Origin of the sequence: Acidisphaera sp. L21 (assembly GCF_009765685.1) — a bacterium.
Classification (GTDB): domain Bacteria; phylum Pseudomonadota; class Alphaproteobacteria; order Acetobacterales; family Acetobacteraceae; genus LMUY01.
Map to the genome: position 1 here is coordinate 16558 of NZ_LMUY01000093.1, position 21914 is coordinate 38471.

Consider the following 21914-nt stretch of genomic DNA (forward strand, 5'->3'; position numbering starts at 1 on the left):
GGCGGGCGGTGTTCGTCTCGCGCGTAGGGGCCGAAATTGAAGCGGCGCACCTTGTAGGGGCAGTTGTTGGAGCAGAACCGTGTGCCAACGCAGCGATTGTAGACCATGGTGTTCAGACCCTCCTGGTCCGTCACCGTGGCCTCGACGGGGCAGACGACCTCACAGGGGGCCTGCTCGCAATGCATGCACAGCATGGGCTGGAAAAAGCTTTCCGGCGCGTCTGCGTCGCCCTGGTAATAACGGTCGATGCGCAGCCAGTGCATTTCCCGCTCGTCCATCACGTTCTGCTTGCCAACGACGGGGATGTTGTTCTCCGCCTGGCAGGCGACGACGCAGGCGTTGCAGCCGATGCAGGCGTTGAGGTCGATGCTCATCCCCCAGGCGACGGGGCCGCCGGGTGGGCGATCGTATAATCCCGGCCCGTCTTCGTCGGGTTTCGCGAAGTGCGGGTCCCGGGTGAACTCGGCGAGCGTGCCGTGGCGGACGATGTCGCCGGGTCCGGCAGCCAGGACGTCGTGGTGGTCGGTGCTGGCGACGCTGCGCTGGTTCCCGGTGACGTGCAGCGTGGCCGCACCGCTTGCGGCGCGTAGGGGATAGAAGTCGAACCCAGTGTCGACGCCGACGGCGCCCACTACCAGGCGCCCCCAACCGAGCAGAGCGGTGACGCAGCCGGGTGCCTGGCCGGGCATGATCCAGATGGGTGCCCGGACCTCCTCGATGCCCACGCGCAGGGCGATTTCCGCCCCGTTGACCAGCTTGTGTTGTGCGGCAAGCGCGGGGGAGACGAGGATGGGGTTGTCCCACACCAGCTTGGTGAGCGGGCGCGGCAGTTCCTGCAGCCAGGCGTTGTTGGCGTGCCGGCCGTCCCATAGATGCGGGTCCGGTCGGAACAGCACGGTCAGTGGCGGGGCGGGCGGTGTGTCAATCTGCGGCAGATCCGTCCGGAGAGTCACCGTTGCGGATGGGCTTGCCGTCCCGGGGATGACGCCGCTGGCGAGCGCGGCGTTCCAGGCATCATCGGACAGAAACTTGGCCCATTGCGCCCGCACTGCCTGCTGGGTATCGATCCACGACGATCCTGTCAGGAGAGCCAGGACCTGCAGCGGCGACCGGCCGCCGAATAGCGGCAGGGCCTGGGGCTGCATGATGCAGGCCGTGCCGTCATGCCCGCGCGCATCGCCCCAGCATTCGAAGGCGTGGGCTTGCGGGACGTGCCAATCGGCCAGCACGGCGGTTTCATCGGCGTATTGTGCTGCGACGATGCTGGTCTTCACCCGAGTCATCGCTTGGGCAAAGCCGGGCTGGGCGAAGGCCGGGTTGCTGTCGAGCACGAGCAGGGTGTCGACCTTCTCGCCTCGCATGTCCTCCAGCAGATCGGCAATGCCGGCCTCGCCATCGGCCGGGCGGTAAAGCGGAGTGTCGATCAGGCGCATAGTCGTGTCGCGCGCGCCCAGTGCCTCGTTCACTGCGAAGATCAGCGCGTGGGCTTCGGCGGGCAAATCGGGGCCAGCATGGACCAGGGCGTGCCCGTGATGGGCCTGCAGGTCGGCCACGATTGCGGCCAGCCATGATGGCCCGGCAGCCGGCGTGCCATGCAGCACGCTGGCGGCGAGCGCGCTGACGATCTCCGCCAGCTCGCCCGGCGTGGCAACGAAGCGGTGGTCGGCGGCCGCGCCGGTCAGGGTCGGCGTCGGCTCCGCGGCGTAGACCCGGCTCATGGCGGCGCGGACCGGGTTGCGGCGGCTGGCGAAGGCGCGGGCATGGGCCACGTGGCCCGGCGCGGCGCTGAGCAGGTCGCTATCCAGGGCGAAGACGACATCCGCCGCCGCAAGTTGGGGAAGCGCCACGACCGGGCGGCCATAGGCGAGCATGGCACCGCGATGGATGGCGTCACGGGACACCGGCTCCCACTGGGTCCAGCGTGCGCCGGGATACCGCGCCAGCACGGCGTCGATTGCGGCGCCGAGGCTGGGCGAGGTCACCATGCCGGTGAGGATTCGCAGCCCGGCGCCGCTTGTTCCAAGCCTGCCCCGCACGTCCAGCAGCGCGGCCTCCAGGCTCTGCCGATCCACCGGGTTGCCCTTTGCGAGGATCGCGCCGGATCGGTCCGGGTCGTAGAAATCCAGGATCATCGCCTGCGCGAATGGATCGGTCGCACCGAGGCTGGAGGGGTGGTTTGGGTTGCCCTCGACCTTCAGCGGGCGTCCCATCTGGTGCTCGACCGTGATGCCGATGGCGCTGCCGCCGGCAGTGCTTGCGGTCGAGTAGATGTTCGGCAGCCCGGCGACGATCTGCGGCGGGGCGATAACGGCGGGTATTAGATGCCCGTCCGGCGTGCCCGGGTCGCAGCCGGCAAGGGCCATGCTGGCTGCCATCAACTGCATGACGTTTCGGCGGCTGCGCGGGCGGGACAAGGCGACGGCCAGGGAGGGAAATTCCTGCGCAGCGCGCGCCGGGTCGTCGACCAGGCTGCGCCATTGCCTTGTATCGCCGCGGGGGCGCCCGGTCAGCGGTGGCATATCGAGCAATCTGTCAGGTTGCGGCCACCGATATGATAGTGCTGCACCATCGCCGCTGGGGACGGCATCGTCGTCGTGCGTACCCACTCGGTGTTGAAGATCTCGCTTTCGGGGCGCAGTTGCGGGCCCGGGTTTCGGTGGCAGTCGAGGCAGAACTGCATCGTCATGGGGGCCGCCTTCGCCATCAGCGCCATTTTGTCGACTTGCCCATGGCAGGACGAACAACCCACCCCCTTGGCGACGTGGATGCTGTGATTGAAGTAGACGTAGTCGGGCAAATTCGTCACTCGCCCCCAGGCAATGGGGGTGTTGCTAGCTAAACTATCGCGCAGCGGCGCCAGCACGGCTGCATTGGTCCAAATCTGCGAGTGGCACGTCATGCAGGTATAGGTCGGTGGCATGCCCGCCTTCGCCGATACCTCGACAGTGGAGTGGCATAGCTCGCACTGGATGCCTAGGCCCGCGACGTGGTGTTCATGGCTGAATGGGATGGGCTGGTCGATCGTGTAGCCGACCCGGCGGGCGTAGTCGGTTCGCGGGTAACCCCACCACCATGCCGTGCCGGTGAGCAGCAGGAGTGCCAATCCGAGTAAAACGGCCTTCGCCGCAACGTTGGCATGGGGACGGAAGATTGCTGCCATGCCGTCGCGCACTCTCCATCGGTCTGGGACCCCATGCCCACATCGCCATCCATCACGCTTTTAGGAGACGGATGGCCATTTGCATGTTGAACAAATCACGCAAAGCGGGCTGCGGCAAGGTCTTGCTTGGCTCTCTTTCGTGGTGGCTCCCACCGTGGGGTTCCTTTTTGAAAGACTGACGCCTCAATCCGAGGGCGACTAATCGCGCGGTCAGTCGATTGCTTTGTAAATTCAGGGTCGTCAGTGCCGGGGGGGCATTGAGGATGACGATCTCCCAGCTGGTGAAAGTGATGTCGTCTCGTCTGCCGCTAAATGGCGATCAACGACGATCGTAGATGCTGCTCATTAGCGCGCTAACGGGTGAACCGACCTACTTCTCCCGGTGCAAGATAACCGAGGGAAAATGCGGCTGGAGGCACTGGATCCTAACCACGGTGATTCGCAAAGCCATGAAGATGGCACATCGTGGGGTTTTGAAGCGGCGGTCAAGCCTTGGTTTCTACGGGGAGCACCGGGCTTCGAGATTGTGCCCGAGTTAATTCCTCAGCCGAACCAGGCAGTGCTCGACAAAATCACCTTCTCGGCCTTCGAGGGCACTCCTTTGGCGATGGTGCTGCGTGATTGTGGACTGAGTGCCTTCGCCATTTGCGGGGTTGCGACCGAAATTGGCATTGACCCAACAGCCCGGCATGGCGCCGATCTTGGTTTCATTCCCGTCGTGGTGCAGGACGCATGCGGCCATGGACATGCAGAAGCAGCAGAACGCAGCCTGACCAATCTCGGGTTCATGGGGGATGCCATGATGACGGATCAGGCGACGCTGATTGGGCACATGGGCTAGGCTGTAAATGTGTAACTCTATAGTATCACCAAAAATCAAACTGCGATCCGCGACATCGCGCAGGCGATGATAGACCGCACGGGCAATCTACCACCACTGCCGGGCGTCTTCCCAGACTACGCGGCACCTATCGTTCGAAATAGCTCTGATGGAAGAGAATTGGCCATGGCCCGCTGGGGCATGCCGTCACCCGCTTTCGCACTACAAGGCAAGAAGACTGATCCGGGCGTGACCAACGTTCGAAACAAAAGCCCGCATTGGCGCCGCTGGTTAGGACCAGAGTTCCGATGTCTGGTACCCTTCACGAGCTTCAGCGAGAACGAGGTGCTACCCGATGGCCGGCGACCACCTGTATGGTTTGCGTTTAGCGAAGACCGACCGCTGGCCTTCTTCGCCGGAATTTGGGTTCCGCAGTGGAAATCGGTGCGCAAGCTCAAAGAGGGCGAGGTTACCATCGACCTCTATGGCTTCCTGACCACAGAGCCGAACGCCGAGGTCGGTGCCGTCCACCCCAAGGCAATGCCGGTCATTCTGACAACGGAAGCCGAGATTGAAGCGTGGATGTCGGCGCCGTGGGTTGAAGCGGCAGCCCTTCAGCGCTCGCTACGGGACGGCGGGCTGCGCGTAGTCGCAAGAGGCGAGAAGAAAGACGGGATAGGCGGATTCAAGCCGTTGGGCACGCGTGATCTGTTGACTTGAACAGTGTCTTGGGACGGCACGAGGCAACGTGATCTCAAACCTCATCAGGCCGGGCGAATACCGACGACCACCGTGCTGCCGCCGACGACGTGCTGACGAAACCATCAAGCGGCCGAGCGGTGCTCGCTGAGAGCCGATGGCCCGGCACGACGTGCCGCCCGTCTGGCCCAGCGTGTCAGGTAGCAGGGGTGGCGGAGTGGAGCGACGTGGGTCTCTGACGCACTTGGTTGCGCGATGCGGGTTCCACCGGCTGACCGCCACGGTGTCGCCCGTACGAGAAGCACGCTGGGTGATCGAAAGATTCGCGCGTTAACTGTTATGAAGAACTTTGTGCTCATCATGAGACACATGGTACCGTCCGAAGACCCTCAGTTCGAGTCCTTTTCCGACATCTCCGACCCGGCGTCGGAGGTCATGCAGCTTATCGCTCTCATGTTGGCGGAGTGTCCTTACCCGGTAATGGAGAACGATCGGCGCCAGACGACTGATAGACGGTTGCGGAATACAGCGCGTGCGCTTCCACGGGGCGAGGATCGACGGGCATTTCTCTAAACGTTTCGGCGTACTGAGCGTGCAGTCCAGCTCACCGTAATGTTGACCCTACCCTCGGTGCCAAGCGCCGGCTTGGGTGAGGGCCGACGTGGATACTGCTGATCCAGTTCACGGCGATTCATATTGGCTTGTGCCTTCGCGCCGTCCTGTTTGAAGAAATCGTGCGCCGTCTGGTCGGCCATAGACTCGAAGGTCGCTTCCAGCACGACGAACTCCGACATGAGCTCAATTCTGAATATCTGGAAGCCATTGGGAACTTCGCACCATGCCGCCAGCAGCCTGACGGCGCCGTAGAATGCCATGATCAAGGGGCAGCCACCCGTCCCGTCGCCGTGCCGCGCTGGTCCTGATAGGTGAACTGTACCTCGCGCTGTTCCCGGATGGCGTGGCGCAGCGCCGCTTGGTCGATGGTGATGATCTCTCTCGTGAGATCGGTCGGTGTCCAAAGCCGGACCAAATACGGTGCGGTTTTTACGGGGCGTCGCCGAGATTGGCGCTGGATCAGTTGGCGCGAGCCGGTGAAGTGTCGGGTCTTGCAGTGAGCGAGCGCTTCTATAAGGATGACCTCGATCAAATGCGCCAGGATCACAGTTTGGCCGGGTCACATCTGCTTGGAGTCCTTGCCCACGAGCTGCACCAGCGTGGCGAGCCGATATTTGCCGCGAATGTGTACGAGTTGCGGGACGAGGGAACCGAGCAACGCCTTATCGACTGAGCCGGAGATGCAGTAGCGCAGGAGAACACGGATTCGTGTGTGGCCGCTCTGAATATTGCGCAGCGTCCTTTTTCTCAGCCAATACAAGCGTGTCGGGAACAAAGGTGCCTGACAGCCGTTGGCCACATGTGGTCATCCCGGCCGCCCGCCGGAGGTACAGCTATGAGCGACCACACACCCAAGGCACCTGAGGCGCCTGCGCAGTTCGACCCAGCGCGCCTGCCGAACGCGCCTTACCACCAGGTGTTGACCGGCCAGCCTGCGTTGGTCACAGGTGCCAATTCTGGCATCGGCAGGGCTGTGGCCCTTGGGCTCGCCCAGGCTGGTGCCGACGTGGCGGTGAACTACGTCACGCATCCAGAATCGGCTGACGAGGTCGCCCACGCGATCGAGGCCATGGGGCGCAAATGTATTACGGTCAAAGCCGATGTCAGCAAGGAGGACGAGGTCGAGGCTATGTATGCCGCGGCGATTGCTAATTTCGGCACGCTGCACATCTCGGTCAGCAATGCAGGTCTCCAGCGCGATGCCAAGCTCGACGAAATGACACTTGACGACTGGAACACCGTTATCGGCATCAACCTGACCGGCCAGTTCCTGTGTGCCCGGGCAGCCACGCGGGAGTTCAAACGCCGCGGCGTAGTGCCTGTGACATCCAAGGCAGCAGGCAAGATTATCTGCATGAGTTCGGTCCATCAGGTCATCCCCTGGACGGGGCACGCAAACTACGCGGCGTCCAAGGGCGGCGTGAACATGTTGATGCAGAGCGTGGCCCAAGAAATGGCCCCGTTCTACATCCGGGTAAATTCCATCGGACCCGGTGCCATCCGCACACCGATCAATACGGCAGCCTGGAACACGCCAGCAGCATATGCGGATCTGATGACGCTCGTGCCCTACAAGCGTATCGGCGAGCCGGATGACATCGCCCAAGCTGCCGTCTGGCTGGCATCGGACGCAGCAGACTACGTCACCGGGGCAACGCTGTTTGTTGATGGTGGAATGACGCTGTATCCGGGCTTTGCTACGGGCGGTTGAGGGCTCGTGTTGTTTGAGCTCCTCGACTCCACCAGCCTGATGTTTCTTGGCGGCGGCCTACTCCTCGCCACGCTGGTCGCAGCAGAAATCGGCATCGTGATTGGCCGCCGCGCCGGCAGGCTTGGCGCTGACAGTGGTGCCAGCGGCGTCGCCACTGCTTGCCTTGGCCTGCTGGCCCTCCTGGTGGCGTTCACCTACTCGATGGCAGTCGCCCGCTACGACCTGCGGCGACCGGTGGTGCTTGAAGAAGCCAATGCGATTGGCAGTACTGCCAATTTCGCGCTGATGCTGCCGCTGGGCGACCAAGCTCCTATCCTGGACCTGCTACGATCCTATACACGAGTGCGCCTGAACCTTGGCGTGCCTTACGACGCGGGAAAGTTTCAGGTGGACGTGAGTAAGTCCACGTAGCTCCAGGCACAACTCTGGCAGCGAGCGGTGGCAGTGACGGCGGCAGCGCCGCAATCGTTGCCTGCCTACCGGTTCGTGGCATCCCTGAACGAGATGAACAACGTCGGTGAGAAGCGGCTGACGGCTTTGCGGAACCACATGCCAACGGTCATTTTCCTGATGCTGGCCGGCACCGCGCTTATCTCGATGGGGTTTGCAGGCTACAGTGCTGGGGTCAGCGGCGTGAACCGGCACATTTCCATGGTGGTCCTAGCGGCCCTGCTGACCTTCTTGATTGTTTTGACAAGACCTGGCCCGGCCGGATCGGGGTGCAGTCGAGGTTTCGACCCAGGCGCTGCGGGATTCCTTGGCAGGAATTCCACAGCCGACCAAATAGCCATACTGCATCTTGCAGCTGGCGTTGCGTGGCGGCTGCTTTTGGCTCGCCACCAACGTGTCACCCACCCAGTTGGGACCCTACTTTGGTGGCGTAGAAGGAACCATCCATGTCACTTGCATCCTCGTCGCGTTTGGTGCCCGTCGGCTTCACGCCGCTCGAAAGCACCGAATCCAATAACTCATTCAAAACAGACAGCCGGGCACAGTTTGTGGCCACTATTATGGCGCCGCAGGCCCTCACCCACGCCAATGCCGTCCTTGTGATTTATGACGACGACGGCTCAACGCCTGGTGCCAGCCGTGGCGACGTTGGTGTGAATGCTCAGTGCCAGCTCATCGCCCGTCCGCCGGTCTGACGGCGTGAGTGCTCACCTTCGCAAATTGGTGGCCGACCTGGGCGAACGGTTTTGGATTCTACCGGGTGCAATGGTGCTGCTTGGCGTTCTTCTCGCCGTGGGCCTTGTCAGTGCCGACCGCAGCGGCCTGGTGCCAGAGTGGCTCATTCAGAGCTCATGGTTATATAGCGGGGGTGGCACTGGGACGCGGACGCTGCTCGGCGCCGTTGCATCCTCGACTATCGGCGTCGCAGGCACCGTCTTCTCCATCACCATTGCCGCCCGATCGCTGGCCGCCGGACAGATGGGACCACGGCTGCTCCGCAACTTCACACGAGACAGGGGCAATCAATTTACACTCGGTGTGTATCTCGGGACCTTCTCCTATGCCTTGATGGTGCTAAGGAGCGTGCGGACGCACAGCGAGGGGGAGTTCGTCCCCCATCTGTCGCTGAGGGTGGGCATCCTGCTGGCTTTTGGCTGTGTCGGCACACTGGTGTTCTTCGTGGGTCACATGGCTGGACGCATCAACGTCGACACCGTTATCGAGCTTGTAAGCGAAGATGTTCGGACAGCAGTCGGACGACTGATGGTGGACAAAGCGCAGCCCCTGCCGCCGCCGGAGGAGTTCTGGCCTGGCGCCACATCGGTCACCGATGCCAGGCGGGGTTATCTCCAGCAACTCGATGGTGAGGGGCTTGCCGCCTGGGCGGCGGAAAACCGCACCGAGATACGGCTGCTGGTGCGGCCAGGTGACTACGTGTTTCCGGGGGCATCCATCGCGTTGGTCTTTCCTGCTGCGGACGGAGTGGACGCTGCCATTCTCCGGGCCACGGCACTTGGACCTCAGCGGGTCAGCTCGGCTGACTTGGAGTTTGCTGTGCGGCAGCTAGTCGAGGTTGCGGTCCGAGCTCTGTCCCCCGGTATCAATGACCCGCACACCGCTATGAGTGTGGTGGACCGGCTGGGCGCTGTCCTCTGTGATGTGGTGCGACTGCACTTCCCAACCGGAGTGTTCCTCAAGGACGACAAGGTAGCATTGGTTGTGCCGTCGACGGACTATGCGGGACTGGCCGATGCCATGTTCCACATGATCCGGCAGAACGGGTCGTCCAGCCCAGCGGTGCTGATGAGGTTATTGGAGGTCTTCGCGTCCGTCGCCAGCTGCGAGCGCGACTCAGGCCGGGTCAACACATTGCGGCGCCATGCTTCCCTGGTTGTCGATGACGGACGCCGGACAACGGGAAACCAGGCGGACCTAGATGACATCCTTGCTCGCCACCAGCATTTTCTGACAATAACTCGCGGTCATCTGCCACGCGGCAACGAGACAGGTGAGGCTGCATGACGCCGCTGGCCTTCTTCGCCATCCTGCTGACGCTGGCATCCGTATTTGGTGTGGTGAACTACCGGACCCTCCGGCTGCCCAACACTATCGGAGTATTGATGATATCCTTACTGGTGTCGGCCGTGATGTTGGCGGCTGACCCGCTCATCCCCGGCTACGACCTCAAGGCCATGGCGCAATCTCTGCTCGGCACCATCAATCTGCCGCAGACGCTGTTGAATGGCGTACTCTCCTTCCTGCTTTTTGCCGGAGCCTTACAGGTCGACCTTGGTCAATTGTGGGCCCGCAAGCTATCTGTAATGGCACTGGCCATTCTGGGCACCGTGCTGGCCGTAGGCCTGTTTGGCGGTGGTATGTGGCTGATATTCCCCCTCATGGGCCAGCCAGTGCCGCTGGTGTGGTGCATCGTCCTGGGAGCAATCCTGGCGCCGACAGATCCAGTTTCCGTGGTCGGTATGCTTCGTCGCCTGGGGCTGCCTGCACCTCTACAGGCGGTATTCGCCGGTGAAAGTCTATTCAACGATGGCGTGGGTGTCGTCATCTTCGGCGTGGCGCTTGGCGTCGCGAGCGGCGACGGGTCTATGGCGAGTGGCAGCCATATCATCGGGAGCTTTCTAGTCGAGGCCGTTGGCGGCGGGCTACTTGGTCTTGTCCTTGGATGGACAGCCGTCCAATTCATGAGGGCAGTCGACGATGCTCACCTCGAGCTCATGCTCTCGTTGTCCTTGGCGACCGGCACTTTCAGCTTGGCCAACGCTTTGGGACTGTCTGGCCCAATTGCGGTCGTCATGGCCGGGCTGACCATGGGTGCCAGACCCAGCCGGGCTGCCATCACTGATCAGGGCCAGCATGAGGTCACTGTGTTCTGGTCTTTGATAGACGAAATCCTGAACCTGCTACTGTTCCTGCTCATTGGGTTTGAGGTCGTGGCCGTGGCATTCCACGCCTCTCAGGTCGTGGCAGCACTGGTGGCAATACCGCTTTCTGTCGCTGTGCGAGCCATCAGCGTGTTCCTGTCAACGATACCGGTTCACCTCCGCGGCCCGACCCGCGGGCGGGTCCTGGTAGTGCTGACATGGGGAGGCCTGCGAGGCGGCATCTCGGTGGCGCTCGCTCTCGGTCTCCCGGACAGCCCATACCGGGCAACGCTGCTGGCTGTGTGCTATGGCGTGGTCGTATTTACCATCGTCGTCCAAGGACTGACGATTGAGCGGGTTGCGCGGCACTTCTACGCACCCAGACCGGAGAGCTGAACCAGGTCGGGTCCTGATTTCGCTCCGCCACAACTTGGGTGCCCCTTGGTTCGTGCGCCTCACGGACCTGTTGCAGGCTCCCCTGTAGGTTTGCATGATGCAAACCTACTTCCCGGTCCCACTCAAAAAGCCGTTTTCTTGACGTCGTTCGGATTTGCTTCGTAAATCCAGGAAATCCGAAATATCCTCATATATAGGTTCGACGGTCTACAAGCCCGTATAATGCTGATAATACCCGGATTGGCTACCACAGCGCGGGCGGCCCAAGATTGGAAGGCCTCAATTTGGCGGTTGAACTGTGCCGCGATGTGCTCGGGCCTCCGAGCATTCTCCGCCTCGTTAGAGTCCAAGATGCCGCTGGCGGCACGTCCACGACGAGACCGAGAATGCCGGTAACGGTGTCTTCATTTTGGGTGTGACGCTCATGGCGTTGAACAGCTTAGAAACCACGACCACAACCGTAAGGTTTGGTCGTAGGGGCAATCATCTTGAGAGCTGAGTTCGACTGGCAGTCTGAAATTGGCGCTAGCCTTGTGACAGGCACCGAGCCCATCGATGTCATTATTAGGCGGCACATCGAAGAGACGGGCTTAGGGCACGAGGCTTCGCGCTTCCCCGCGGGTCGTCTGAATGGAGCACCGCGCAGTATCATGCAGGATATGCGCTGTCCTGAGACGAGGCAGTCGCGCTGGACCAGGGGCAAATGCGCGGGCAACCATGGGGCCGCTCGTAAGCCGCCCCGTCCGGTCGATTTCAGTCAATGAACTACGGGCGCCGTGGAATTCAGGAAGAAGCGCACCATCTCGGCGGTGGCGTCCGGGCCCCGCGGATCCGTATAGCTACCCGCGACTGACCCCCCGGCCCAGGCGTGCGGCGCGCCGTGGATAGTCCACTGTTCCACAACCGTGTGACCGGCAGCGTCCCTGCACTCCGTTCGGGTGTAGCCGTGGCCGCCGCGCGCGGTTCCACTTTTTGAGGATGTTACCAGCGCCGCTCCACCAATCGCCTGCGCGACCACGGCTTCGGCGTTGCGCAGGTTTACAGTGGTATCCCTGTCGCCGTGAAAAACGATAGCGCGGATTGGCGCGTGTTGACCCCCGCAGACGTTGGCCGGCACGCCCTGACGCATGGCGGAGAAAGCCGACGGCATGTCGTGCGCCGCTCCGCACGGCAGACCTGAATGGACGCCAATTGCGGCGTAGAGGTCCGGGTAGGCCTCGCCCAAGATCGCAGCCATCGCGCCGCCCGCCGACAATCCCGCAACGTATACACGTGAGGGATCGATGGCATACCGCGTCACGATCTCGCGGGTGATGCCAGCGATTACCCCAGGCTCACCTGCGCCGCGGCGTTGGTCACCATCCACGAACCAATTCCAGCACTTCTGCATATTGGCGGCGCTCGTCTGCTCGGGATACGCCACCAGGAAGTTACCCGCTTCGGCGGCCTCGTTCATTCGGGTTCCTGCCGCAAAATCACCGGGCGATTGGGTGCAGCCATGCAACATGACCACCAACGGAGAAGGGACATCCGTGCGATGACTACTTGGGACGTAGACCATGTAGCGGCGAGAACCCGTGGGTCCAACGTAGTTTGACCATTCCGAATTCGCACCTTCTGGCACTGGCACGCTACCGGAAAATGACGTGGCATGCATTTTGGGTCGCACGAGATCCTTCAGGGAAACCTTCCCGAGAAAGCTGGGCCTGGAAGCGAACGAATGTGTCGCCTGATGCTCACCAACGCGCTTGGCAGAACCCTGGATGGTTAGGCCGACATCGTCCGCTGCCGATGCGGTGGCAGCAGCGGTGGCGTTGCCTGCCAGCATGCGCTGGATGGCAGCCGTGGCTTCCATCAGGCGACCGGCCTCGGTCAGGCGAGAGGCTTCGCGCAAAGCGTTGGCGAACAAGGTCATTGGCTTCTTCCTCATTAGAGATCCCATGGGGCTTCTCCGTTCGGGTCCGGCAACCGGCTCCCGTTTCGCGCCCTCGGCTCCCTCAATGGGCCGCCGCGGCGCGTTGGGCACTTCAGCGTGTACGGTCTGCGAGCGCCTTGCGGATCTCGGGACGCGCCTGCATCGCACCCAGCACCTGGATTGACGCGATGGTCTCGGTGGCCAAGGCGACATCGACGTCGTTGGCGATGGTCAGCAAGCCCAGAACCTTTAACTCAAGCCGCTCGCCCGCGTCGCGCACTGCTTCCAGCGTTTTCCGATCGAGGTGGCGCAGTCCGAGGTCGAGGCTGCGGCGGACGACGGATTGACGGACTACCTCCGCATGCTTGTCGAGCTGGTTGCGGATGGCCGTTCGGATGAGCTCGTCCCGGCTTGCGTAGATGCCTTCTGACACGAGCAAGTCGATGTGGCCGAGGTCCACGTAAGGAACGTTGACCGACTGCTTTTCCCCGAGGTCTGGTTTCGGCTTGCGGACTGCAGACGAAAGGACGGACTGGGGAACGTCTCCGCTTTCCGAGCCCCACCGCTTGCGGGCTGCCAGTTGCGCGATCTCCTTGCGGCGCTCTGCGCTCAGGGCCTCGGCTCTCGCACGGCCACCTATTGCCCTTCCGGGGTTCGTCAACTTGTCAACCATAGGCTGCTTCCCCCTTCCATAAGAGGGAATATAGCTTACGGCGGCAGAAATGCAAGCATAATGCTTACAAAAATGCTTCGCCAGCGCCAAGCATGATATTTGGACTATGTCTCTGATCGTTACGGGTCGGTTTGGAAAAGGGGTTCTTTCGCCAAAGGTGAGCTGGCTTCTTGGGATTGTTGACGAGGAAGACAGATATCCCTGGATCGCTAAAAAGCAGGGAAATTACGGTGCCAGAAAGGTATTCTTCGATGATCATGTGGATTCGGAAGAAGGCGGCCACCTTTTCCAATCTGATCCCGGCCACCATTCCAAACTTGATGGCGGCCACCTGGCATCGTCTCGTGGGCCGATTTGGTCATCTCAGATGGCGCATGATTGGTCAAGCGACGAGGCTCGAAGGCCGCACCCGCGCTTGGGACTGTTTCCGGGCACGCACCATTTCATAGCGACTAGTCTCGCCCGTATCCACGCGGCGGCGTGATCGCCGCGAGGCTATCGAGATCGACGATCTCCTGCAGCGTTTCCGCCATTGAACTCTCGCGCAGGCTTTCTGGCAGAGCGTCCGACCAGGCGGCGTATTTCGCTTGCAGCGCGAGAAGTTCGGCGACTGCGTCACGCCAACGCGTGGGGCGGCTACGCCGGTCAGTCGGACGGCGGGGGCGGGTCACGATGTTCGGCGATGCCATTGCGCAACGCGCACGATAGCGTGCCTGGCGCTCGGCGTTGCTCATGGCGTGGTCTGCGTCGGGCTTGCGGCCTCTTGGCATGGTCCTGACCTCCGTTACGTTACGCATTGCAGTGGCGCCGACGGCCAAAGGGATACCCATCGGCGTGACTAATCCGCGTCATTTCCCGTTCTTTGGGTTGCGCAGGGTCTCTCCGGTGAGCGCGATGCGGTGGGCGTTGTGGACGAGGCGGTCGAGGATGGCGTCGGCCAGCGTCGGATCACCGAGGATCTGTAGACGCCACGACGCTTGAACGACGAGTCGCTTAGATCACCGTCGTTGATCCGCATCATCCGCTGTATGATAACTGTTATCTGGTCAGCGATCGGCGCTCTGGGCGTGGTTCGGCGTTGATTTTAGTTCGACTCTCGTACCACCGGTCGACCGGCACCTGGCTGGTGATGATCAGCGAACCGGAGTTGTAGCGGTCATCGACGATCTCCAGCAGGTCGCGCCGCTGCTCGGCGTTGAGCGGCTCCGGCCCAAAGTCGTCAATAATGAGCAAGCTGACGCGGGCCAGTTGCCGCATCAGGCGCGCGTAGCGGCCATCGCCGCGGGCGGAGTTGCTCAAGGTTCCAGCCGCGTCAGCGGTTGGAATAGCAACGGAGGGCAGTGCCAACGCGCCGAACAATCGCGAACTGCGCTGGTAGAGAACCGAGAGATTATCACGGCAGGCTTTGTCGCCGAGCGCGCAAGCGATGAAGCTCTTGCCCGTGCCGCAGGCGCCGGTGATGAGGCAATGCCGGTGCTCGCGGACCCAATCGCAGCTGGACAGGCGCAGGAACAGCGCTCTATCCAGGCTTCGCGGGATGCGCAGATCAACTTCCTCGACGGTTGCGGATTGTCGCAGCTTGGCGGTGCGGGTTCGCGCCTCGAACCGCTTCTGCTGACGCAGGGTGAACTCCTGATCGACCAGGAGACCAAGCCATTCGCCGTGTTCGAGAGCGCGGCTTTCGGGATTGGCCGCGAGGTCGCGGAAGCCCTTTGCCATGCCGTCGAGGCCGAGCTCGCGCAGGCGATCCAGTGTCGGATGGTTCAACATGGTGCTGTCCTCAATGGAAGTAGCCAGAGCCGCGGATGTTGGCGTGCAGCAAAGGCGTGCCGTCCGCGGCTTGCGGCGACGCCGATTTGTCGAGGCGGTGTTTGAGGATCGAGGCGACGCTGGCGTAGGTCAGCACGCCGACCTCGATCGCGCGGTTGCTGACCGCTTCCGCGCGCGCCGCCTCGATGCCGCGAAACAACCGCAACACGCCGATGCAGGTGCGGAATCCCTGTTCGGGATGCGGTCGGCGCGCGAGCACCGCCAAGATCAGGGCCTCGGTGTTGGGGCCAATATCGCGTGCCTGGCGGGTAAACCGCTCTGGCGACCAGTCTGCATACCGTCGGTGCGCGCTAGGCATATGGTCTGACAGCGTTCTATGACGCTGACCGCCGTATCGGCGCGCATGCGCGGCCACGAGCGTACCGCGATGGAATATCTCGATGGTGCGCGTCGTCGCGCGGGTATCGACCTGCTCACGAAGCAGCGCGTGTGGCACGGAATAGAAGAATCCATCGACCTCGACATGATAGTCGATGCCGACGCGCGCGAGGCGCCACTCCGCATACTCATACTCTTGTTCGGGCAGCTTTTGCATGACCGGCAATTCGATTGCCTCGAACAGCTGCCGGCGGCTGACGCCGAGGCGGCGCATCTCGCGACTGTTCATTCGCTCAACCGCTGCGGCGATCGCGGCATTGCATTCGGTCAGTGAAAAGAAGGTCAGGTTGCGCAGCCGACCCAGAATATAAGACTGGGCAAAGCGTACGCCCGCTTCCACGGCGGCCTTGGATAAAGCCGTCAACTGCGGTCTGTGTGGGGACGACCGCGCTTACGGTCTGCATCACGCATCCGTTTCATCCCCTCCGCGGTCATACGTTCGATGTCGTCAGCTGTAGCCCGCACTGGGGTGAGGAACGTGTGGTTTACCGGGCGGTGGATGGCACATTGCCAACCATTGCGGTCAGCATGACGGACATGGCGCCCCTCGATCGCTTCCGGGATATCGCCGCTGGTCGCGCCGCTTTCCGCGTCGTCGATCTCCAGCGGCTGATTGGTGTCCTTGATCGTCTCGCCACGGCCAAAGAGGTACGCGATGTGTAAACGTAACTACGCCTCATATGTAATGAGGAATACGCCGCATACATGCCTCAACGCTCTCCCCGATTCGGTTATTCTTTTAAGATACTGGGGGCCCTCGGCAGCGGCGGCGTTTGACAATCTCCACACTGAGGCATATTTATGTTTACGGACCAGTTTTGAGGTTGGTGGTGGCCAAGCCCAAGCCCACAACAGGCGATACAAAGGGGTCCGCGCTCGCTCAAGATGGTGCGCTCAACCCCCATCCCGAAGTTGTCAGCGATGCGCTGTTCACCAGCAATCCGTTCTTCGACGCCCGCGATCTTGTTCAGGTGCGTTACGAGATGGTGCGACGTCATCAGGCCGACGGCGTGCCCATCAGCGAGGTTGCCAGCGACTTCGGGGTCTCTCGGCCAACCTTTTACAAGGCGCAAAGTGCCCTGGCCGACCAGGGTTTACCCGGCCTGGTCCCATTACAGCGAGGTCCCAAGGGCGGCCACAAACTCTCGGCGGAGGTCGTGGCCTTTGTCGGCGAACTGAAGGCGACGAGGCCGGATATGACCGTCACGCAATGCATCGCGGAAATAGCCGTCCACTTTGGGATCTCGGTGCACCGACGAAGTCTCGAACGGGCGATGGCGCGCAAAAAAAAACGACTCGAGACGCTGTAGCCGCCGGAGCGGCCGACCTCGTCGACATCTACGAACAACTGCGGGCGACGGTGCTTGGCGCGCCCGTAACGACCATGGCTGGGCTCGGCGCCCTCCACCGTCAAGGCATGACCGCGTGGATGCGGACCGTGTCCAAATCCCCGGCACCCACGCCGACGCGCCCGGCCCCGCCGCAGCTGTCGCCCGGCGCTCCAGCCGCAAGTGAGCTTGCAGTCCTTTTAGCCGGTCTTGTCGTCACACTGAACGCGGAGTCGGCCCATGCCCGATCTTAAAATCACCGCCGATCACCTTCGGCGGGACGCATATCTTTACATCCGCCAATCGACATTGCGGCAGGTTGTGGAGAATGGCGAAAGCACCCAGCGACAATACGCTCTTCGCGAGCGCGCCGTCGCCGCCGGTTGGCCGGCCGATCGCATCCATGTCATCGACTGTGATCTCGGCAAATCTGGATCGAGCGCTGAGTCTCGGGACGGCTTCCAGAAGTTGGTGAGCGAGGTCGCACTGACCAAGGCTGGCATCGTCATGGGCCTGGAGGTCTCCCGGTTGGCGCGCAACTCGGCTGACTGGCATCGGCTCCTCGAACTCTGCGGTCAGACCCGAACTCTCATTCTGGATGAGGACGGCATTTACGATCCTGCCGGTTTTAACGATCGATTGCTGCTCGGGCTTAAGGGCACCATGAGCGAGGCCGAGCTACACTTTCTCAAAGCTCGTATGCGCGGCGGCCAGATCAATAAAGCTCGCCGCGGCGAACTGCGGATCGGCGCACCTGTTGGCCTGGTCTACCGACCTGACGGCGCTCTCGAACTCGACCCCGATGCCGAAGTCCAAGCTGCGTTACGCCTTGTGTTCTCCACTTTTGAGCGCCTCGGCAGCGCCACTCGAACGGTCAAGTACTTCCTGGACCACGGCACCCTCTTCCCCCGCCGGCTGCGCAAGGGCCCGCAAAAGGGCGACGTTCTATGGGCGCCTCCGCGGCATGCGCGCATCCTGCAGGTCCTGCACAATCCGAGATATGCCGGCGCCTTCGTCTATGGACGGACACAGGGTCGCCCAAGGCCGGGCGGCGGTGTGTCACAGATTAAGGTAGAGATGGCTGAGTGGCAGGTCGTCATGCCAGATATGCATCCGGGCTACATCAACTGGGAGCGCTTCAGGGAGAACCAAGAAAAGCTTACTGATAATGCTCAGGCCTATACGATCGGGCGCAGGACGGGCGGCCCGGTGCGAGAGGGGCCTGGCTTGCTCCAGGGACGCGTTCTTTGCGGCCTCTGCGGCGGACGGATGACGATCCAGTACAGTCAGGAATATGGTCGGTGCGTTCCGACTTACGTATGCAAAGAGACCGCAACGCGCAGGGGCGGCAAGGTCTGCCAGACGGTGCCGGGCAAGGTGGTCGATCCGGCCATCAGCACGCTTTTGCTCGAACTTATGGCTCCTATGACCTTGGAGGTCAGTCTCGCGGTTCAGGGGGAGCTTGAAGCCCGCACCGCCGAAACCGACACCCTGCGACGCAAGCATATTGAGCGATTGCGCTATGATGCCGAGCTGGCTCAGCGCCGCTACATGAAGGTCGATCCGGACAATCGCCTCGTCGCCAACGCACTCGAGGCTGAATGGAACGACAAGCTTCGGCTTCATGCCGACGTTATTGAGGATTACGAGCGACGCGCCCCAGAGGAAGCCGCCATTCTGGACGCTGAGATGCGGCGCCGCATTCTCAATCTGACCGAGCAGTTCCCCAGGATCTGGAACGACCCTCGTGTCGACGTCCGCGAACGAAAGCGCATCCTGCGTTTGCTCATCGCCGATGTGACGTTGATCAAGGCAGACAAAATCATTGCCCATGTTCGCCTGTCGGGAGGCGCAACGCGAACCTTGACCTTGGATCGGCCGCTGCCGATCGCCCAAATCCGCAAATTTAAGCCGGATCTGGTCGCAGAGGTGAACAGACTGCTTGAACAACACTGCGACCGTGAGATCGCCGAAATCTTCAATGCCCGCGGCCTTCGAACATGGGAAGGGAAACCATTTAATCTGAAAAAAATCGACTTCATCAGAGGGGCCTATAACTTGCCGAGTCGAAGACAACGCCTCATCGAACGGGGATTGCTAACGACGGAACAGGTCGCCGCCAGGTTCGACATCACGCTTACGACTGTGCAGGAATGGGGTCGGCAGGGGTTAATAAAAAAGCACCTCAGCGACAACTACAATCGTGGCCTCTGGGAACTTCCCGCCGGCTACAACATCGCAAAGGGAAAACCCGGAAAACACACCCAACCCGCGCGGCTTGTTCCAACCACCACGCCATTAACCGAACAAGGTGCACTATGGAGCCTTCTCCTTGTCTTTCGGCCTTCTTGGCCGCGCCGGAACAACGCCGACATTGTAGTGTGCCGCCATCCGGGCGTAGGTACGATTAATCTCGGGATCGTAAAAAGAGGACTTGTTGACGCCACTCTTGAGATTGTCGGGAATCAGCAGTCGCGGCGCGGCACCCACGAAGCGGAACAGCCGGACATGCGCGCCAATCCAATCCGGCAGGCTCTGCGTCCAGGTCGCCTCGGCATATGTCAGGCTGGACGCGCCGAGGACAGCGACGAAGATCTCTGCCATTGTGATCTCGCCCGTCTCCGGATCAACGATCGGCACCTTCTTGCCGGAGTAATCGACAAATGCCTTGTGCCCGGCGACATGGGACTGGCGCATCGTCGGCGAGAGACGGCGCTCGAAGTCCCTGTATAACTCAGTGAAACGGCTATATCGGTACCCTTCGGGATGAGCCGCTTGATATTCCTCGAACAGAACCGACAGGTTTACGCCGGGACGTTTCATCTCGCGCGCCAGCGCGGACCAGTCCGGCTCGGGATACAGGCGGGCGCCAGACTTGCTGCCGTTACGTGGCGGAAACAGCCGCCGCTCCAACGCCTCGTCGGTCAGATCCGGCGCCAGCGGCCACATCAATCCAGCCGCCGACACGCGCGCCAGATAATCCTGCACCGTGCTGCGACCCACGCCGAGTTCTCCGGCGATCACCCGGGCACTGGCGCCCACTCCGAAATGCAGCTGCAAAACCTGCCGTATCCGCCGCATGGACAGTCTCTCCGTCGGCATCCAACCCCCTCCATCAATTGCGATGGAGACGACACTGGACCCAGGTGAACACTGGCCTACGAGACGACCTCCTCCTCCGGATGCCCTCTTCCTCAGAGGTGGCCGGGATCAGAGTGGAATGGTGGCCGCCATCAAATCGGTAGGGTGGCCGGGATCAAATCGGAATACATGGCCGCCTTGGATCGGAATCCGCACATGTTCGATCCACCGTGTAAACGCTTGACCGACGATGAGGTCGAAACCCTGTTGGCATCCGCCTTGAACGCCTCCGGCGGTTCGCTCACTCGCGAAACAAGCTGCCGGATGGCGAGCTTAGCCGCCCGTCATATAGTCAACCGATTCGCACCAGCCGGTGTGATGCTCGTTCAGAAGCCGATGTCAATACCGTTACGAGAATGACTCGTTGACGAGGTATTCACACCTCGGTATGAAACCCGCCCGTGAGTTGATTTTCTTGTCACGGAGCTGGTCCTGTATGCCTGTCCGCTCACTGCGAGAGTCACTGCGGCTGATGGGCCAGCAGGACTATGCTAACGGCCTTCCCCGTAGTGCCATCCCCGGTGATCTGGACGGCGATGAATTGGCCTGGGTAGAGGGCTGGGATGCAGCAGCGGCGGATCAGATGCCGGCAGCGTCGATGGAGGCGGAGTTTTCCTCGTAGTAACGAACGATGCTTTCGACAGCCTTCGTCGGAACATTGAAGGTGATGGCCAGCCAATTCGCGCCATTATGACGTAAGCGGACGATATCGCTAGGCCAGACATTAGTATCTTCGATTACAAACTTTCCATGCCGATTACGAACAACGTAGGGGCACTTCGTCCAAGACATGGCGTCTCTAATCCCCGCATGCAATCGCATTTCCGATTTCAATCGTTAACATGCTTAATTAGGGCTTCCAACCGCAAATTTGCTGCCCCGTCTTATCGTGGGCCAACACCTGCTGCACCAACCCTGGCGACATGGTTTGAACGTCAGCCGCTGCAGGTCGGATCGGGTGTGCGATCAGGCAGAACGAACCAGTCCCTTGACCATTCGCGCAGCTCGTCACGCTGAGCGTCAGGAGGACTTTGTTGCATGGACCGCCGGCGCAGCAGCTGGGGTAGGATGATGCTGGGCGTGTTGCCCTCTGTGTCCTGAGGTGCGTCCGTGCCGTTCAAAGCCAATGCCGATCGTCGCCACCACATCCCAAAGCAGCGTCACCGGGTTACGAACTCCGCGGCTTATGACGCGGCCCTGCGTCAGCGCGGCAGCCTGACAATCTGGTTCACCGACGCGGCGATCGCGGCGTGGAAGGCGGAGCCCCGAACAACGCGAGGCGGCCAGCCGCGCTACTCGGCTCTAGCCATTACGGTGGCGCTGACGTTGAGGTCGGTGTTCCGCCTGGCGCTGCGTCAGACCGAAGGGCTGGTCGGCTCCATCATCGCCCTACTCGGCATCGATCTCGCGGTGCCGGACCACACGACCTTGAGCCGCCGGGCCGAGAGCTTGGACGTGGTTCGCGCCCGGTCAGGTTCCGGTCCCGTGCACCTGCTGGTCGACAGCACCGGGCTGAAACTCTGCGGCTCCGGCGAATGGCTGCTCGAGAAGCACGGAACGAAGACACGGCGGTCCTGGCGCAAGCTTCACATCGCTGTGGACGCCGACACCGGACAGATCGAGGCGGCGACGTTGACCGCCAACGACGTGGGCGACGCCTCCCAGGTCGGCGCCTTGCTCGATCAGGTCGATGGCCCGGTTGCTTCGTTCACTGCCGACGGTGCTTCCGATCAGGACGGCGTCTTCAGCGAAGTCGTCGCGCGCAACCCCGAGGCGTCCGTCATCGTCCCACCGCGCTCCAGCGCCGTGCCGAGCGACACAGCCGAGACAGCGCCGACGATGCGTGATCGGCACTTGAAAATCATCGCGGAGCGTGGCCGCATGGCTTGGCAGAAGGCCGCTGGCTACAACTGGCGGGC

General features: G+C 61.8%; 21 protein-coding genes and 2 pseudogenes. 12 read left to right on the forward strand and 11 right to left on the reverse strand.

Annotation, left to right across the window (positions count from 1 at the left end):
* Positions 1 to 2519, reverse strand: a 2519-nt coding sequence (locus GSQ76_RS18550; RefSeq protein ID WP_254070495.1) for a 4Fe-4S dicluster domain-containing protein, incomplete at its 3' end; no start/stop codon positions are given.
* Positions 2507 to 3160 (reverse strand): cytochrome c3 family protein, encoded by a 654-nt coding sequence (locus GSQ76_RS18555; protein WP_158745625.1) that lies wholly within the window; start codon positions 3158 to 3160, stop codon positions 2507 to 2509. The genes GSQ76_RS18555 and GSQ76_RS18550, both read right to left, overlap by 13 nt.
* A 403-nt stretch (positions 3161 to 3563) precedes the next feature.
* Here GSQ76_RS18555 and GSQ76_RS18560 point away from each other — a divergent pair, with 403 nt between their 5' ends.
* Together GSQ76_RS18560 and GSQ76_RS18565 are read left to right on the forward strand one after the other, a co-directional pair.
* Positions 3564 to 4001, forward strand: coding sequence for a cysteine hydrolase family protein (locus GSQ76_RS18560; protein WP_158745626.1), 438 nt, complete (start codon positions 3564 to 3566; stop codon positions 3999 to 4001).
* A 24-nt stretch (positions 4002 to 4025) separates the two neighbouring features.
* On the forward strand, positions 4026 to 4700 hold the full coding sequence (locus GSQ76_RS18565; protein ID WP_256367002.1) for an SOS response-associated peptidase: 675 nt from the start codon (positions 4026 to 4028) through the stop codon (positions 4698 to 4700).
* A gap of 548 nt (positions 4701 to 5248) precedes the next feature.
* Here GSQ76_RS18565 and GSQ76_RS18570 read toward each other — a convergent pair.
* Positions 5249 to 5560: a hypothetical protein gene (locus GSQ76_RS18570; RefSeq protein WP_158745628.1), complete on the reverse strand. Its 312-nt coding sequence runs from the start codon at positions 5558 to 5560 to the stop codon at positions 5249 to 5251.
* The gene (locus GSQ76_RS18575) at positions 5557 to 5826 is read right to left on the reverse strand and encodes a hypothetical protein (RefSeq protein ID WP_216851141.1); all 270 of its coding nucleotides are present in this window, start codon (positions 5824 to 5826) and stop codon (positions 5557 to 5559) included. Before GSQ76_RS18575 ends, GSQ76_RS18570 begins: the two co-directional genes overlap by 4 nt.
* A gap of 303 nt (positions 5827 to 6129) precedes the next feature.
* Between GSQ76_RS18575 and GSQ76_RS18580 the strand changes: the two genes are divergently transcribed.
* The 5 genes from GSQ76_RS18580 to GSQ76_RS18600 all read left to right on the forward strand — a co-directional run bounded on the left by GSQ76_RS18580 (position 6130) and on the right by GSQ76_RS18600 (position 10730).
* Complete coding sequence (locus tag GSQ76_RS18580) at positions 6130 to 7005, forward strand: SDR family oxidoreductase (RefSeq protein ID WP_158745630.1); 876 nt, start codon at positions 6130 to 6132, stop codon at positions 7003 to 7005.
* A gap of 9 nt (positions 7006 to 7014) precedes the next feature.
* Positions 7015 to 7416: a hypothetical protein gene (locus GSQ76_RS18585; RefSeq protein ID WP_158745631.1), complete on the forward strand. Its 402-nt coding sequence runs from the start codon at positions 7015 to 7017 to the stop codon at positions 7414 to 7416.
* 485 nt (positions 7417 to 7901) lie between these two features.
* A complete protein-coding gene (locus GSQ76_RS18590; RefSeq protein ID WP_158745632.1) occupies positions 7902 to 8150 on the forward strand; it encodes a hypothetical protein in 249 nt (82 codons plus the stop codon).
* The gene (locus GSQ76_RS18595) at positions 8113 to 9477 is read left to right on the forward strand and encodes a DUF2254 domain-containing protein (protein ID WP_158745633.1); all 1365 of its coding nucleotides are present in this window, start codon (positions 8113 to 8115) and stop codon (positions 9475 to 9477) included. Before GSQ76_RS18590 ends, GSQ76_RS18595 begins: the two co-directional genes overlap by 38 nt.
* Positions 9474 to 10730 carry a sodium:proton antiporter gene (locus tag GSQ76_RS18600; protein WP_158745634.1) on the forward strand — a complete coding sequence of 419 codons (1257 nt, stop codon included), beginning with the start codon at positions 9474 to 9476 and terminating at the stop codon, positions 10728 to 10730. Before GSQ76_RS18595 ends, GSQ76_RS18600 begins: the two co-directional genes overlap by 4 nt.
* A gap of 757 nt (positions 10731 to 11487) precedes the next feature.
* Here the strand turns inward: GSQ76_RS18600 and GSQ76_RS18605 are convergent.
* From GSQ76_RS18605 to GSQ76_RS18635, 6 genes and pseudogenes are all read right to left on the reverse strand, one after another.
* On the reverse strand, positions 11488 to 12645 hold the full coding sequence (locus GSQ76_RS18605) for a PHB depolymerase family esterase (RefSeq protein WP_158745635.1): 1158 nt from the start codon (positions 12643 to 12645) through the stop codon (positions 11488 to 11490).
* Positions 12646 to 12757: 112 nt separating this feature from the next.
* Positions 12758 to 13318, reverse strand: coding sequence for a CopG family transcriptional regulator (locus GSQ76_RS18610; protein WP_158745636.1), 561 nt, complete (start codon positions 13316 to 13318; stop codon positions 12758 to 12760).
* Positions 13319 to 13382: 64 nt separating this feature from the next.
* Positions 13383 to 13649 (reverse strand): hypothetical protein, encoded by a 267-nt coding sequence (locus GSQ76_RS18615; protein ID WP_158745637.1) that lies wholly within the window; start codon positions 13647 to 13649, stop codon positions 13383 to 13385.
* A 121-nt stretch (positions 13650 to 13770) separates the two neighbouring features.
* Positions 13771 to 14052: a hypothetical protein gene (locus tag GSQ76_RS18620; protein ID WP_216851142.1), complete on the reverse strand. Its 282-nt coding sequence runs from the start codon at positions 14050 to 14052 to the stop codon at positions 13771 to 13773.
* A gap of 114 nt (positions 14053 to 14166) precedes the next feature.
* Positions 14167 to 15088, reverse strand: a pseudogene (locus tag GSQ76_RS18630) (ATP-binding protein).
* A gap of 10 nt (positions 15089 to 15098) precedes the next feature.
* A complete protein-coding gene (locus GSQ76_RS18635; protein ID WP_158745640.1) occupies positions 15099 to 15890 on the reverse strand; it encodes a Mu transposase domain-containing protein in 792 nt (263 codons plus the stop codon).
* A gap of 11 nt (positions 15891 to 15901) precedes the next feature.
* Here GSQ76_RS18635 and GSQ76_RS18640 point away from each other — a divergent pair, with 11 nt between their 5' ends.
* The 3 genes and pseudogenes from GSQ76_RS18640 to GSQ76_RS31955 form a co-directional block, all read left to right on the forward strand.
* Entirely contained in the window at positions 15902 to 16189 is a 288-nt protein-coding gene (locus GSQ76_RS18640) for a DUF5372 family protein (RefSeq protein ID WP_158745641.1), read from the forward strand.
* A gap of 167 nt (positions 16190 to 16356) precedes the next feature.
* Positions 16357 to 16836 (forward strand): helix-turn-helix domain-containing protein, encoded by a 480-nt coding sequence (locus tag GSQ76_RS18645; protein WP_158745642.1) that lies wholly within the window; start codon positions 16357 to 16359, stop codon positions 16834 to 16836.
* 258 nt (positions 16837 to 17094) lie between these two features.
* Positions 17095 to 18243: pseudogene (locus GSQ76_RS31955) on the forward strand (recombinase family protein); the annotation flags it as partial.
* Between the two features lie 927 nt (positions 18244 to 19170).
* On the opposite strand, the gene istA reads toward GSQ76_RS31955, so the two are convergent.
* The gene (gene istA / locus GSQ76_RS31960; RefSeq protein ID WP_158745643.1) at positions 19171 to 19956 is read right to left on the reverse strand and encodes an IS21 family transposase; all 786 of its coding nucleotides are present in this window, start codon (positions 19954 to 19956) and stop codon (positions 19171 to 19173) included.
* Positions 19957 to 20431: 475 nt separating this feature from the next.
* Here istA and GSQ76_RS18660 point away from each other — a divergent pair, with 475 nt between their 5' ends.
* Positions 20432 to 20617 carry a hypothetical protein gene (locus tag GSQ76_RS18660; protein WP_158745644.1) on the forward strand — a complete coding sequence of 62 codons (186 nt, stop codon included), beginning with the start codon at positions 20432 to 20434 and terminating at the stop codon, positions 20615 to 20617.
* A 488-nt stretch (positions 20618 to 21105) separates the two neighbouring features.
* Positions 21106 to 21914: IS5 family transposase (locus tag GSQ76_RS18665; protein ID WP_254070497.1), on the forward strand; the 809-nt coding region annotated here is incomplete at its 3' end.